General features: G+C 63.8%; 15 protein-coding genes. 12 read left to right on the forward strand and 3 right to left on the reverse strand.

The features are described 5' to 3' along the window. Window positions 1–167: 167 nt before the first annotated feature. The gene (locus FJ414_RS12915) at window positions 168–956 is read right to left on the reverse strand and encodes an IclR family transcriptional regulator (protein ID WP_140644764.1); all 789 of its coding nucleotides are present in this window, start codon (window positions 954–956) and stop codon (window positions 168–170) included. Window positions 957–1121: 165 nt separating this feature from the next. Here FJ414_RS12915 and FJ414_RS12920 point away from each other — a divergent pair, with 165 nt between their 5' ends. The 11 genes from FJ414_RS12920 (at window position 1122) to FJ414_RS12970 (ending at window position 11220) form a co-directional block, all read left to right on the forward strand. Continuing rightward, window positions 1122–2438, forward strand: a complete 1317-nt coding sequence (locus FJ414_RS12920; RefSeq protein WP_140644765.1) for a sugar ABC transporter substrate-binding protein — start codon at window positions 1122–1124, stop codon at window positions 2436–2438. 119 nt (window positions 2439–2557) lie between these two features. Beyond that, on the forward strand, window positions 2558–3454 hold the full coding sequence (locus FJ414_RS12925; RefSeq protein WP_140644766.1) for a sugar ABC transporter permease: 897 nt from the start codon (window positions 2558–2560) through the stop codon (window positions 3452–3454). 2 nt (window positions 3455–3456) lie between these two features. Further along, on the forward strand, window positions 3457–4323 hold the full coding sequence (locus FJ414_RS12930; protein ID WP_140644767.1) for a carbohydrate ABC transporter permease: 867 nt from the start codon (window positions 3457–3459) through the stop codon (window positions 4321–4323). A 4-nt stretch (window positions 4324–4327) separates the two neighbouring features. Next, entirely contained in the window at window positions 4328–5425 is a 1098-nt protein-coding gene (gene ugpC, locus FJ414_RS12935; RefSeq protein ID WP_140644768.1) for a sn-glycerol-3-phosphate ABC transporter ATP-binding protein UgpC, read from the forward strand. A 1-nt stretch (window position 5426) separates the two neighbouring features. After that, the gene (locus tag FJ414_RS12940) at window positions 5427–6539 is read left to right on the forward strand and encodes a mandelate racemase/muconate lactonizing enzyme family protein (protein WP_140644769.1); all 1113 of its coding nucleotides are present in this window, start codon (window positions 5427–5429) and stop codon (window positions 6537–6539) included. A 10-nt stretch (window positions 6540–6549) separates the two neighbouring features. Next, window positions 6550–6879 carry an L-rhamnose mutarotase gene (locus tag FJ414_RS12945; RefSeq protein WP_140644770.1) on the forward strand — a complete coding sequence of 110 codons (330 nt, stop codon included), beginning with the start codon at window positions 6550–6552 and terminating at the stop codon, window positions 6877–6879. Continuing rightward, complete coding sequence (locus FJ414_RS12950) at window positions 6872–7945, forward strand: Gfo/Idh/MocA family oxidoreductase (protein ID WP_140644771.1); 1074 nt, start codon at window positions 6872–6874, stop codon at window positions 7943–7945. The genes FJ414_RS12945 and FJ414_RS12950 overlap by 8 nt, the downstream gene beginning before the upstream one ends. 9 nt (window positions 7946–7954) lie before the next feature. Next, complete coding sequence (locus tag FJ414_RS12955; protein ID WP_140644772.1) at window positions 7955–8401, forward strand: MaoC/PaaZ C-terminal domain-containing protein; 447 nt, start codon at window positions 7955–7957, stop codon at window positions 8399–8401. Between the two features lie 18 nt (window positions 8402–8419). Continuing rightward, a complete protein-coding gene (locus tag FJ414_RS12960) occupies window positions 8420–9151 on the forward strand; it encodes an SDR family oxidoreductase (RefSeq protein WP_140644773.1) in 732 nt (243 codons plus the stop codon). Window positions 9152–9215: 64 nt separating this feature from the next. Continuing rightward, the gene (locus tag FJ414_RS12965; protein WP_140644774.1) at window positions 9216–10493 is read left to right on the forward strand and encodes an L-fuconate dehydratase; all 1278 of its coding nucleotides are present in this window, start codon (window positions 9216–9218) and stop codon (window positions 10491–10493) included. Window positions 10494–10560: 67 nt separating this feature from the next. Beyond that, window positions 10561–11220: a DUF2161 family putative PD-(D/E)XK-type phosphodiesterase gene (locus FJ414_RS12970; RefSeq protein ID WP_140644775.1), complete on the forward strand. Its 660-nt coding sequence runs from the start codon at window positions 10561–10563 to the stop codon at window positions 11218–11220. A gap of 47 nt (window positions 11221–11267) precedes the next feature. Here FJ414_RS12970 and dgoD read toward each other — a convergent pair whose 3' ends face one another. After that, window positions 11268–12416, reverse strand: a complete 1149-nt coding sequence (gene dgoD / locus FJ414_RS12975) for a galactonate dehydratase (RefSeq protein ID WP_140644776.1) — start codon at window positions 12414–12416, stop codon at window positions 11268–11270. Between the two features lie 14 nt (window positions 12417–12430). Then, a complete protein-coding gene (locus FJ414_RS12980) occupies window positions 12431–13120 on the reverse strand; it encodes a FadR/GntR family transcriptional regulator (protein ID WP_140644844.1) in 690 nt (229 codons plus the stop codon). A gap of 268 nt (window positions 13121–13388) precedes the next feature. Here FJ414_RS12980 and FJ414_RS12985 point away from each other — a divergent pair, with 268 nt between their 5' ends. Then, on the forward strand, window positions 13389–14381 hold the full coding sequence (locus tag FJ414_RS12985; protein WP_140644777.1) for an arabinose ABC transporter substrate-binding protein: 993 nt from the start codon (window positions 13389–13391) through the stop codon (window positions 14379–14381). Window positions 14382–14430 lie beyond the last annotated feature (49 nt).

Consider the following 14430-nt stretch of genomic DNA (forward strand, 5'->3'; position numbering starts at 1 on the left):
GCGATGTATCCTCCGTGGCCCGGAGAATGATCCCGAAAAGTTGCAGACTTTTCGGATAAGATCATGCTCCAAAAAACAAGGCGTTAGAGCGGGATGACCGGCTGCTTTTGAGTTCATCCCGCTCTAAGACACTATCCCGCCGAAAAATCCATTATTCAAATAAGAAATTACTGCGACTGCGGCACATCGGATCCGGCGAGCTGCGAGAGCCTGGCGGCGGCGCCTTGCAGATGCCGAATCGTCAGCGTGATATCCGGCGCCGTCGGCGCGTTGACCAGGGTGATGTAGGGGATGGTCAGTGCCGCGATGGCTCTGCCGTCGGGGCCCAGCACCGGCGTCGAAAGATTGTAGACGCCGGCGGTCTGCAGCGACGCCATCATCTCGTAACCCCGGTCGCGCACCTGGTCGAGACGGGCGAAGAACTCCGGCGTCAGGTTGAGCTGTTCGGTGCTCTGCAGATGCTCGGCGATCATCATCTTGCGCTCTTCGGCTGAGCGGAAGGCAAGCAGCACATGGCCGGAACCGGTGTCGAACAGGCTGATATGCGAGCCGACGCGGATCGAGATGCCCCAGTAACGCGGCGCTTCCTGCTGCGCGATGACCACGGCGGCGCCGCGGTCGAACACCACCAATTGGTTGGCCTGCCATGAGGTTTCGGCCAGTTCCCGCATGATCGGCGTCGCGTAGGACACCAGCCTGCGCACAGGGGCGTGCAGCTGCGCCAGCCCGAACAGCTTGAGCGTCAGCGAATAACGGTCGCCATCGATCTTGGTGACATAGCCGCGCCGCACCAGCCGGTCGAGCATACGGTAGAACTCGTTTGGGCTTCGGTCCAGCCGCTTGGCGATCTCCGCCTGTGTCAACCCGCCATCCACGCTGGACAGCAATTCGAGAATATCCAGCCCCTTGTCGAGCGCCGGCGCGCGGTAGCGGTCCCCATCTTCTTCCTCTGCCACCTGCCCCTCCAGTGAATTTCGATCTGCATATATGCATGAACTTCATTCCGCTGGAAGCATAATCATCTTGACCCGGGAATGAAAATGCTATTTGCATATGAATGAAGCTTAAGCGATCGGTCACGCACTCGGCGGGCCGTCGCTGCGAGCCCATGGGAGGAGAACATGACGAGACTGGTTCTAGGCATTTCCGCCGGCCTGGCTGGCCTGCTGCTGAGCAGCACGGCGTTTTCGGCCGATCTGCCCGGAAAATTTCCGGGCGTGACGATCGACGTGAAGCTGATCGGCGGCCAGCAATATGAAAAGCTCTACGAGCGCATCCCCGAATGGGAGAAGGCGACCGGCGCCAAGGTCAACATCCTGACCAAGAAGAACGGCTTCGACATCGACAAGGAATTGAAGTCCGACATCGCCTCGGGCAGCACCAACTGGTGCGTCGGCTGGAACCATTCGTCCTTCGCGCCGCAGTATACGGGCCTTTACACCGACCTCAGCAAGCTCTTGCCGAAGGAAGAGATCGACGCTTTCGTGCCGTCGACGATCAAGGCCGCGACCATCGACGGCAAGCTGGAAATGCTGCCGCGCGCGCAGTTCGACGTCTCGGCGCTCTACTACCAGAAGAGCCTCTACGAGAATGCCGACAACAAGACCAAGTTCAAGGCCAAATACGGCTATGACCTTGCGCCGCCCGACACCTGGAAGGAAGTCACCGACCAGGCCGAGTTCTTCGCCAACCCGCCCAATTTCTACGGCACGCAGTTCGCCGGCAAGGAAGAGGCGATCAACGGCCGCTTCTACGAGATGGTGGTCGCCGAGGGCGGCGAATATCTCGACAAGGACGGCAAGCCCGTCTTCAACTCCGAGGCCGGCATCCGCGCGCTCGACTGGTTCGTCAACCTTTACAAGGCCAAGGCCGTGCCGGCCGGCACGACCAACTATCTCTGGGACGATCTCGGCCAGGGCTTTGCCTCGGGCACCGTGGCGATCAACCTCGACTGGCCGGGCTGGGCCGGTTTCTTCAACGATCCGAAGTCCTCGAAGGTCGCCGGCAATGTCGGCGTGAAAGTCGCGCCCAAGGGGTCTTCCGGCAAGCGCACCGGCTGGTCCGGGTTCCACGGCTTCTCGGTGACCGAGAACTGCGCCAACAAGGAAGCCGCCGCCTCCCTGGTCTGGTGGCTGACCAACGAGGACAGCCAGAAGCTGGAAGCCGCCGCTGGCCCGCTGCCGACCCGCACCGCGGTTTGGGACTGGGACCTGAAGCAGGCTGAAAACGATCCTTACAAGAAGGAGGTTCTCTCCGCCTTCCAGGAGGAAGCCAAGCACGCCTTCGCCGTGCCGCAGACGCCGGAATGGATCGAGATATCGAACGCCGTCTACCCCGAGTTGCAGGCGGCGATCCTCGGCGACAAGACGTCCAAGCAGGCCCTGGACGAGGCGGCCGCCAAGGCGACGCAGATCCTCCAGGACGCCGGCAAGCTTTAGGCATCGCGCTCGTAAATCGCCTCCCCGGCAAACCGGGGAGGCTGCAGCCTTTGCGGCTGCTCAAATCTCCCCCAGGCTTCGGCCGGGGCTGGCTCAGTCGTTTCTTTCACAGGGTCCCGATGAAGGGCTTCAAGCCATCCGCGCCGTTCCTGCTGCTGCTCCCGGCCATCGTCGTGCTGGCGGCGGTCGTGGTGCTGCCGTTGATCCTGTCGCTCTATTCCAGCTTCACGCCGTTCCGCCTGACGCGGCCCGAGACGTTCTTCGTCTTCGTCGGCCTTCGCAACTATCTCTCGATCCTGTCCAATGCGGATTTCTGGTGGGCTTTCGGCCGAACCGTGCTCCTGCTCACCATCGCGCTGAACCTTGAAATGCTGCTCGGCCTCGGCTTGGCCATGGTGGTGGAGAAGGCGACGCGCGGCCAGCGCATCCTGCGCACGCTGATGATGTTCCCCATGATGTTCTCGCCGATCCTGGTCGGCTTCCAGTTCAAATTCATGTTCAACGACAATATCGGCCTGGTGAACAACGCGCTGCAGTCGCTGGGCATCACGCAGGACGCCATCCCGTGGCTGATCGAAGGCCATCTCGCCTTCATCGCCATCTCGATCGCCGAGATCTGGTCGTCGACCTCGATCTTCGCCATCCTGATCCTGGCCGGCCTGCTCGCCATGCCCAAGGAGCCGATCGAGGCGGCGCGCGTCGACGGCTGCACGCCCTGGCAGACCTTCCGCTATGTCACCTGGCCCTTCGTCATGCCCTTCGCCTATATCGCCATGACGATCCGCTCGCTCGACGTCGCGCGCGCCTTTGACATCGTCAAGATCATGACCGACGGCGGCCCGGCCGGCCGAACCGAGCTGTTGTGGACACTGGTCGGGCGCACCGCCTACAGCGACGCCCGCATGGGTCTCGCCAACGCCATGGCCTATTTCTCGATCCTGCTGTCGATCGCCTTCACCGTCTATTTCTACAACAAGCTCGCCGCGGCGCGCGCGCAGATCGGCGCGGAGTGGTGACGATGGACGAGAACGCCTCTGCCCGCCTCACGCGCCGCGCGCTGACCGTCGCGCACCGTGTCGGCCTGTTCCTCGCCATGCTGCTCATCTGCCTGCCGGGCATCTGGATCGTGCTGTCGTCGCTCAGGCCCACGGTCGAGATCATGGCCAAGCCGCCGGTCTGGATCCCGCAAGAACTCTCCTTCGATGCCTATGTCGCGATGTTCAGCGGTATCGGCAAGGGCGGCATCCCGGTGCTGGACTATTTCCGCAACTCGCTGATCATCTCGGTCACCTCGACGGTGATCGCGGTGGCCATCGGCATGGCCGGCGGCTACGCCTTCGCGCGCTACCGGTTCCGCGGCAAGTCGGGCATGTTCCTCGGCCTGATGCTGACGCGCACCGTGCCCGGCATCGCGCTCTCGCTTCCACTGTTCTTCCTCTATGTGCGGCTGGGCATCATCGACACCCATATCGGCATGATCCTGGCCTATGTCGCGCTCAACGTGCCCTTCACGATCTGGCTGATCGACGGCTTCTTCCGCCAGGTGCCGAAAGACCTCGCCGAAGCCGCGCAGATCGACGGCTGCACGCGCTGGCAAGCCTTCTGGCAGGTCGAATTCCCGCTGGCGCGTCCGGGCATCGCCTCGGCCGCGATCTTCGCCTTCCTCACCTGCTGGAACGAGTTCGCTTTGGCTTCGCAGCTTACCCGTTCCGTCAATTCCAAGACGCTGCCCGTCGGGCTCCTCGACTACACGGCCGAGTTCACCATCGACTGGCGCGGCATGTGCGCGCTGGCCGTGGTGATGATCATCCCGGCGCTGACCCTTACTTACATCGTCCAGAAACACCTCGTCGGCGGCCTCACCTCCGGCGCGGTAAAAGGTTGACTTCATGGCAACGGTTTCGCTGAAAAAGCTCACCAAACGCTACGGCAACATGGAGATCGTGCACGGCATCGATCTCGACATCGCCGACCGCGAATTCATCGCGCTGGTCGGTCCGTCCGGCTGTGGCAAGTCGACGACTCTGCGTATGATTGCCGGCCTCGAGGATATCAGCGGCGGCACGATCGACATCGGCGGCCGCGTGGTCAACGACCTGCCGCCGCGCTCGCGCAACATCTCCATGGTGTTCCAGTCCTATGCGCTCTACCCGCATATGACGGTGCGCGAGAACCTCGGCTTCTCCTTGAAGATCGCGGGTGCGGCCAAGGACGACATGGACCGGCGCGTGGCGGAAGCCTCCGCCATCCTCGGCCTCGACGAACTGCTCGAGCGCCGTCCCTCGCAGCTCTCCGGCGGCCAGCGCCAGCGCGTCGCCATGGGCCGTGCCATCGTGCGCGATCCCGATGTCTTCCTGTTCGACGAGCCGCTCTCCAACCTCGATGCCAAGCTGCGCACGCAGATGCGCACCGAGATCAAGAAGCTGCACGCCAAGGTCAAGTCGACGGTCATCTACGTCACCCACGACCAGGTCGAGGCGATGACGCTTGCCGACCGCATCGTCATCATGCGCTCCGGCCATATCGAGCAGGTCGGCACGCCGGACGAGGTGTTCAGCCGACCCGCGACCCACTTCGTCGCTGGCTTCATCGGCTCGCCACCGATGAACCTGCACGAGGCGGCGGTGAGCGATGGCAAGCTTGTTTTCAGCGGCGGCGCCAGCCTGCCGCTGCCCGGCCAGTTCAAGTCGAAGACGGCGGCCGGCGACAAGGTCGTGTTCGGCATTCGTCCGGACGACTTCTATCCGACCGGTCACGGCCTCAGCTCCGGCGGCGAAACAGAAGTCCACCGCGTCGAGCTGCCGGTCAGCATCACCGAACCGCTCGGCAACGAAACGCTGGTCTTCGCCGAGTTCAACGGCGCCGACTGGGTGTCGCGCATGCTCAATCCGAAACCGTTGAAAGCGGGCGACCGGATCGGCATGAGCTTCGATCTGAGCCGCGCGCATCTGTTCTCCGCTGAAACCGGCAAATCGCTGAGGAACTAACATGGCGAAAATCGAGAAAATCGAACTGCGCATGGTCGACCTCGTGCCGAAGGTGAAGCGCACGGACGCGATCCAGAGCTTCGTCAGCCAGGAGACGCCGATCGTCACCATTACGGATGCCGACGGCGCGTCGGGCACCGGCTACAGTTATACGATCGGCACCGGCGGCTCCTCGGTGATGCGGCTTCTGGCCGACCATCTGGCGCCGCGCCTGATCGGCCGCGACGCCGACCAGATCGAGGCGATCTGGCACGATCTCGAATTCGCCACCCACGCCACCACCATCGGCGCCATCACCGCGATAGCGCTGGCTGCGGTCGACACGGCGCTTTGGGACCTGCGGGCGAGAAAACAGAACCTGCCGCTCTGGAAGCTCGCCGGCGGCGCCAAGGACCGCTGCCCGCTCTACACCACCGAAGGCGGCTGGCTCCATATCGAGACGCAGGCATTGGTGGACGATGCGCTGGCTGCGAAGGCAAAAGGCTTCACCGGCTCGAAGGTCAAGATCGGCAAGCCACACGGCTCCGAGGACGTCGCGCGGCTCTCGGCCGTGCGCAAGGCGGTCGGCGACGGCTACGAGATCATGACCGACTGCAACCAGGGCTTTTCCGTCGACGAAGCGATCCGCCGCGCCGAGCGGCTGCGCGAGCTCGACCTCGCCTGGATCGAGGAGCCGCTGCCGGCCGACGACATCGACGGCCATGTGCGGCTGTCGAATTCGACGCCGACGCCGATCGCCGTCGGCGAATCGCTCTATTCCATCAGGCACTTTCGCGAGTACATGCAGAAGGGCGGCTGCAACATCGTCCAGGTCGATGTCGGCCGCATCGGCGGCATCACCCCTTGGCTGAAAGTGGCCCATGCGGCCGAGGCCTTCGATATGCCGGTCTGCCCGCATTTCCTGATGGAGTTGCATGTCAGTCTGGTCTGCGCCATCCAGAACGGCAAATATGTCGAGTATATTCCGCAGCTCGATGAGTTGACGGGCGCCAAGATGCGCATCGAGGACGGTCATGCGCTGGCGCCCAGCGAGCCCGGCATCGGCATCGACTGGGACTGGGACGCCGTGAAGGCAAGAAGCATCGCCGAATTCACCACGGCGATCGTGAAATAGGGAGGCGGATATGCAGCGCATGGGAATGGTGCTGGGCTTGAAGCCCGAAAAGGTCGAGGAATATGTCCGCCTTCACGCTGCTGTCTGGCCTGATGTTCTCGCCATGATCTCGGCCTGCAACATCAAGAACTATTCGATCTATCTGAAGCGGCCGGAGAACTTGCTTTTCTCCTATTTCGAATATCACGGCACCGACTACGCCGCCGACATGGCCAAGATGGCGGCTGATCCGAAGACGCAGGAATGGTGGGCGGTCTGCATGCCTTGCCAGGAGCCGCTGCCGACCCGCAAGGAAGGCGAGTGGTGGGCGTCGATGGACGAGGTCTTCCATCATGACTGATGCCTTCGATCCGGCATCGCTGGCGCAGTCCTGGCCGAAACCGTCGAAGCCGCGTCCGATCGTCACCTTCGGCGCCGGCTCGATCGTCGACGACGCGCATTTTCCCGCCTACCGCAAGGGCGGTTTCCCGATTTCCGGCCTCTACGATCCGGACCAGGCCAAGGCGCGGAAGCTCGCCGAGACATGGGGCGTGACGGCGTTCCGTTCGGTCGAGGAAGCAGCGGCGGTGAAGGACGCGATCTTCGATCTCGCCACGCCGCCAGGCCGACATGCCGAGGTGCTGAAGGCCCTGCCGGACGGCGCGGTGGCGCTGATCCAGAAGCCGATGGGCAACTATCTCGGCGAGGCGACCGAGATCCTCGAAATCTGCCGCGCCAAGCACCTGAAGGCCGCGGTCAATTTCCAGCTTCGCTTCGCGCCGATGATGCTGGCGCTGAAGGACGCCATCGCCAAGGGCTGGCTGGATGAGGTCGTCGATTTCGACGCGCTTCTGGCGCTCGACACGCCCTGGCAGTTGTGGGAATTCCTGCTCAAGGCGCCGCGCGTCGAGATCGCCATGCATTCGATCCATTATCTCGATCTGATCCGCCAGCTTCTCGGCAATCCGCTGGGTGTGCATGCCAAGACGCTCGGCCATCCCAACCACAAGGTCGCGCAGACCCGCACCAGCGCCATCCTCGACTATGGCGACACGGTGCGCTGCGGGCTGTCGATCAACCACGACCACAAGTTCGGCCGCCGCTACCAGGCCTGCGAGTTCCGCATCTGCGGCACCGAGGGCGCGGCCTATGTCAAGCTCGGCCTCAACCTCGACTATCCGCGCGGCGAGCCGGATGTTCTGGAAATCTATCCGAAAGGCGGGTCGGAGTGGGTCACCGTGCCGCTCGCCGGCGAATGGTTCCCCGATGCATTTGTCGGCCGCATGGCCAATGTTCAGCGCTTCGCGTCCGGCGAAGATGCCGAGCTGGTCAGCTCCGTCGAGGACGCCTGGCACACCATGGCGCTGGTCGAGGCCGCCTATAAATCGAGTGCCGCGCCGGCGACGCCGCTGGCCGCAAAGCCGTAGAAGCGCGTCATGGAACAGACCACTTATTTCGAGGACTATGAGATCGGTTCGTCGCGCCTCACCAGCGGCCGCACGATCACCGAGACCGATTTCGTCGTCCATGCCGGCCACACCGGCGATTTCTTTCCGCATCACATGGACGCCGAGTTCATGAAGACGACGCCCTTCGGCCAGCGCATCGCGCATGGCACGCTGGTCTTCTCGGTCGGCGTCGGCCTGACGGCAAGCGTGATCAATCCCGCCGCCTTCTCCTACGGCTACGACCGGCTGCGCTTCATCAAGCCGGTTTTCATCGGCGACACGATCCGCACGCGCACCACCATCGCCGCCAAGGAGGACGACCCGAAACGGCCAAACGCCGGACGTGTCATCGAGCGTGTCGAGGTTTTGAACCAGCGCGACGAGGTCGTGCTGGCGGCGGATCACATCTACATCGTCGAGCGACGGCCCGGCTGAAGACGGAGACAAAAGAACATGGCTGATATCACAGGCAAGGTCGTGGTCGTCACGGCGGCCGCGCAGGGCATTGGACGGGCAAGCGTTCTGGCTTTCGCAAAGGCCGGCGCCATCGTCCACGCCACCGACATCAACGAGGCGGCCCTAGCCGAACTTAGCAAGACGCCCGGCATTGCGGCGCGAAAACTCGATGTGCTGAACGACGATGCGGTGAAAACCGCCTTTGCCGAAATCGGCCGCGTCGACGTGCTGTTCAACTGCGCCGGCTTCGTCCATGCCGGCTCGATCCTCGAGATGAAGGACGAGGATCTCGACTTCGCCTTCAATCTCAACGTGCGCGCCATGATCCGCACCATCCGCGCCGTGCTGCCCGGCATGCTGGAAGGCGGCGATGGCTCGATCATCAACATGGCGTCGGTGGCGGGCGCCCCGAAGGGCGTGCCGAACCGTTTTGCTTATGGCGTGACCAAGGCCGCGGTCATCGGTCTGACAAAATCAATTGCCGCCGATTATGTCGCCAAGGGCATACGCTGCAACGCCATTTGCCCGGGTACCGTCGAGAGCCCCTCGCTTCAGGGCCGCATGCAGGCGCAGGGCGACTACGAGGCGGCCCGCGCCGCCTTCATCGCCCGCCAGCCGATGGGCAGGATCGGCACGCCCGACGAGATCGCCGACCTTGCGGTCTATCTGGCCGGTGCGACCTACACGAGCGGGCAGGCTTACAACATCGACGGCGGCTGGTCGATCTGAGGCCGTTCCGGCAGCCAGCGGCGGCGGCAATCCAGCTACGAGGCAGCCCAGTTAAGAGGCAGGCATGACCAAGATCACGGACCTCAGAACCTTCGACCTGCGCTTCCCGACATCGCAAAGCCTCGACGGCTCCGACGCGATGAATCCGGATCCGGATTACTCGGCCGCCTATGTCATCCTCGACACCGATGTCCCATCGCTGAAAGGCCACGGGCTCACCTTCACCATCGGCCGCGGCAATGAGATCTGCTGCGCGGCGATCGAAGCGCTGCGCCACCGCGTCGTCGGGCTCGAGCTCGACTGGGTGAAAGAGGACCCAGGCCGTTTTTGGCACCATGTGACCGGCGACAGCCAGCTGCGCTGGATCGGCCCGGACAAGGGCGCCATGCATCTTGCAGTCGGAGCCGTGGTCAACGCGGTCTGGGACCTCTGGGCCAAGGAGGCCGGCAAGCCGGTCTGGCGCCTGGTCGCCGAGATGAGCCCGGAAGAGATCGTGCGCATCGTCGATTTCCGCTACCTCACCGACGCAATCACACCGACAGAGGCGCTGGCGATCCTGAAGAAGGCCGAGGCCGGCAAGGCCGAGCGCATCGCCGCGCTCGAGCGCGAGGGCTATGCCTGCTACACCACCTCGGCCGGCTGGCTCGGCTATCCCGACGACAAGCTCAGGCGTCTTTGCCAGGAAGCGGTCGACGATGGGTTCAATCACATCAAGCTGAAGGTCGGCCGCGACCGCGCCGACGACATCCGCCGTCTCAGGATCGCCCGCGAGGTCATCGGCCCGGACCGCTATCTGATGATCGACGCCAACCAGGTCTGGGAGGTCGACCAGGCGATCGACTGGCTGAAGGACCTGGCCTTCGCCAAGCCCTTCTTCATCGAGGAGCCGACCAGCCCCGACGACGTCGCCGGCCACGCGAAGATCCGCAAAGCTATCGCGCCGATCAAGGTCGCGACCGGCGAGATGTGCCAGAACCGCATCATGTTCAAGCAGTTCATCGCCGGCGATGCGATCGACGTCGTGCAGATCGATTCCTGCCGCATGGGCGGGCTGAACGAGGTGCTGGCGGTGCTGCTGATCGCCGCTAAGTTCGGCCTGCCGGTCTGGCCGCATGCCGGCGGCGTCGGCCTTTGCGAATATGTCCAGCATCTGTCGATGATCGACTATGTCGCCGTGTCAGGCAGCAAGGACGGACGCGTCATCGAATATGTCGACCATCTGCACAAGCATTTCCTCGAACCCTGCGTGATCCGCGATGCCGCCTATATGCCGCCGGCTGCGCCCGGTTTCTCGATCGAGATGAAGGCTCAGTCGATCGAGGATTACCTGCATCGCGCCTGAAGCATCGGCGCTGCAAACCGTGCCGAGGCACGCGACCGGACCGCCGCGAATCGGCTATGCCTGTCGCATGCAGGAAACATCCCTCTACGAGCCGGTGAAGCGGTTCCTCGAGAGCATGGATTTCGCCGTCAAGGGCGAGATCGGCGGCTGCGACGTGGTCGGCGTCCGCGCCGGCGAGCCGCCGGTTGTCGTCATTTGCGAATTGAAGCTGCAGTTCAACCTCGAGCTTGTTTTGCAAGCCGTCGACCGCGCGGCGGCCTGTGACGAGGTCTGGCTGGCTGCTTTGATGTCGGCGCGCGGCAAGGGCAGGGAGCACGACCGCCGCTTCCGCGCGCTGTGCCGCCGTCTCGGCTTCGGTCTGCTGGGCGTCGGCAAGAAGGGCGAGGTCGAGCTGCTGCTCAGTCCCGCCGCCCTGCCGCCGCGCCGCGATCCCAGGCGGCGCTCGCGCCTGGTCGAGGAACATCACCGCCGCAAGGGCGATCCGTCCGTCGGCGGCAGCACGCGCAGGAAGCCGATCATGACCGCCTACCGGCAGGAGGCGCTGGCCTGCGCCGCCGCCATGGCCGACGGTCCGAAACGGCCGCGCGACCTCAAGGCGCTTTCGCCGCGCGCCGCGACCATCCTGCAGCATAATTACTATGGCTGGTTCGCCCGCGCCGAGCGCGGCATCTATGCACTGACAGAAGCCGGCCTTGCCGCGATCACACCCGCGGCGGTGGTCTTATAAGCTATTGGGTGACGAAAAATTCGCCGGCTTACCACTCGGCGCCCGGCTTACCATTCGGCGAACGAACCATCCTTGTGGCGCCAGACCGGGTTGCGCCAGCGATGCCCTTCCTTGGCGCGCTCCTTCACATAATCCTCGTCGATCTCGACCCCCAGGCCCGGGCCGTCGGGAATGGCGACATAGCCATCCTCGTAACGGAAGACATCCTTGTTGGCGGCATAGTCGAGCAGGTCGTTGCCGGCATTGTAGTGGATGCCCAGGCTCTGCTCCTGGATGAAGCAATTGTAGCTTACGGCGTCGAGCTGCAGGCACGCGGCCAGCGCGATCGGTCCCAGCGGACAGTGCGGCGCCACCGCCACGTCATAGGCTTCCGCCATCGCCGCGATCTTGCGGCATTCGGTGATGCCGCCGGCATGCGACAGATCGGGCTGGATGATGTCGACGACCGCTTCCTCGAACACCGACTTGAAATCCCAGCGGCTGTAGAGCCGTTCGCCGAGCGCGATCGGCGTCGAGCCGAGCGCGGCGATCTCCTTCAGCGCCTCGCGGTTTTCGCTCAGCACCGGCTCCTCGATGAACATCAGCCGGTAGGGCTCCAGTTCCTTGACCAGGATACGCGCCATCGGCCGGTGCACGCGGCCGTGGAAATCGACGGCGATGCCGATATCGGGCCCGACCGACTCGCGCACCATGGCAACCCGCTCGACCGCGGCATCGATCCTGTCATGGCTGTCGACGATCTGCAGTTCCTCGGTGCCGTTCATCTTGAGCGCCTGGAAGCCGCGCGCCACGACATCCCTGGCGCCGGCGGCGACTTCGGCCGGCCGGTCGCCGCCGATCCACGAATAGACCTTGATCGTCTCGCGCAGCTTGCCGCCGAGCAATTCATGCACCGGCACGCCGAGCGCCTTGCCCTTGATGTCCCACAGCGCCTGGTCGATGCCGGCGATGGCGCTCATCAGGATCGGCCCGCCGCGATAGAAGCCGCCGCGATGCATCACCGTCCAATGATCCTCGATCAGACGCGGATCCTTGCCGATCAGATAGTCGGCCAGTTCCTTGACCGCCGCTTCGACCGTCAGCGCCTTGCCTTCGACCACCGGCTCGCCCCAGCCGCTGATGCCGGCATCGGTCTCGATCTTGAGGAACAGCCAGCGCGGCGGAACGATATAGGTGGTCAAAGCGGTGATCTTCATGCGGTCGGCCGGTCTCAGTTGTTTTTCAGTTTCTTGGCGCTGACGAGGTCGCGCGCGGCGAGATCGAGTATCTTGTTGGCCGCGTTTCGCGCAGCCACGGCGTCGCGCATGCGCAGCGCCTCGACCACCTCGCCGTGAGCCGCCGCCGCTTCTCTGCGCCTGACCGGCGAGATCGTCGCCGTGGCTTCCAGCGAAAACAGCAGCGCCGTGTCGATCAGCTTGCCGATCTGGCGGAAGATCGGGTTGTGGCTCGCGCCATAGACGATCTGGTGGAAGACGATGTCGGAGCGCGAGAATTGCGTCAGGTCCTCGCCGGCGCCGGCCATGCCTTGCCAGGCTGCTTCGAGGTCGGCGATCTCCTGCAACGTCGCGCGCGTTGCCGCGAGTTCGGCGACCAGCGGCTCGATGGCGCGGCGGGTTTCGAGGATCGCGTCGAACAATTTGTCGTCCAGCGCATGCGGCGCATGCCAGGCCAGCACCTGCGGATCGATGATGTTCCATTTGTCCTGGTCGCAGACGACCGTGCCGACGCGTGGCCGGGACAGCACCAGCCCCTTGGCCGCCAGCACCTTCAGGGCTTCGCGTATGACGGTACGGCTGACGCCATATTCGATGCCGAGATCGTTCTCGGTCGGCAGCGACGATCCGGCCGGATAGCGGCCCGAGAAAATGTCGGAGGCGAGCGCTCTTGTCACATCCGGCATGACGCGCGGGCGACGCGCCGTCTCGCGTTCCTCCGTCGCCTCGTCAGCCTTCTTCGGTGTCTCGTTCACCTCAGCCCCTCCTCCAAGGCAGCGAACCCTGGTTTGCGCGCGCTCGGCCCGGCCTTAGCGGATACCGGTGATTTGCGCCAGCGCTACTGAGCGGACTATTTAAATCATTTATCATACCAGATCAATTGACGTGTATGATGAAATTGATTAATGACGGGAGGCCCGGGCTCGGCGCCCGGCCGTTCGCTGGGAGGTAAACATGCGACTTTTGAAAACCGCGCTCGTCGCGGGCGCTCTCGCCGTCTTGTCGGTCACGACAATCGCGTCTGCCTATGCGCAGGACACCAAGATCGGCTTCATTGTCAAACAGCCCGAGGAACCCTGGTTCCAGGACGAATGGAAATTCGCTGACCAGGCTGCCAAGGAAAAGGGCTTCACTCTCGTCAAGATCGGTGCCGAAGACGGCGAGAAGCTGATGTCGGCGATCGACAATCTCGGCGCCCAGGGCGCGCAAGGCTTCGTCGTCTGCACGCCTGATGTGAAGCTCGGCCCGGGCATCGTCGCCAAGGCGGCCGCCAACAATCTGAAGCTGATGACGGTGGACGATCGCCTCGTCGGCGCCGACGGCAAGCCGCTCGAAGACGTGCCGCATATGGGCATCTCCGCCACCAAGATCGGCGAGGCGGTGGGTCAGGCCATCCTCGAGGAGATGAAGGCGCGTGGCTGGAAGATGGACGAGGTCGGCGCGATCCGCGTTTCCTATGACCAGCTGCCGACCGCCGTCGACCGCGTCGAAGGCGCGATCTCGGTGCTGAAGGCCGCCGGCTTCAAGGCAGAAAACATCTTCGACGCACCGCAGGCCAAGACCGACACGGAAGCCGCGCTCAATGCCGCGACCGTGGTGCTCAATGCCCATGCCGACATCAAGAAGTGGATTGCCTTCGGCCTCAATGACGAGGCGGTGCTGGGCGCCGTGCGCGCTTCCGAAAGCGTCGGCATTCCGGCCGACGGCATGATCGGCGTCGGCATCGGCGGCGCGGAATCGGCGATCAATGAGTTCAAGAAACCGGCCGCGACCGGCTTCGTTGGCACGGTGATCATCTCGCCGAAGCGCCATGGTTACGAGACGGCGCTGAACATGTATGAATGGATCGCCAACAACAAGGAGCCGGCGAAGCTGACGCTGACCGCCGGCGCGCTGGCCAAGCGCGACGACTATCAGAAGGTGCGCAAGGACCTCGGCATCGAATAGCCTTCCCTGTACAAACAGGCGGCGGCTTGATGCTGCCGCCCGTTTGGCA

Source organism: Mesorhizobium sp. B3-1-6 (assembly GCF_006439555.1).
In the GTDB taxonomy this organism is placed as follows: domain Bacteria; phylum Pseudomonadota; class Alphaproteobacteria; order Rhizobiales; family Rhizobiaceae; genus Mesorhizobium.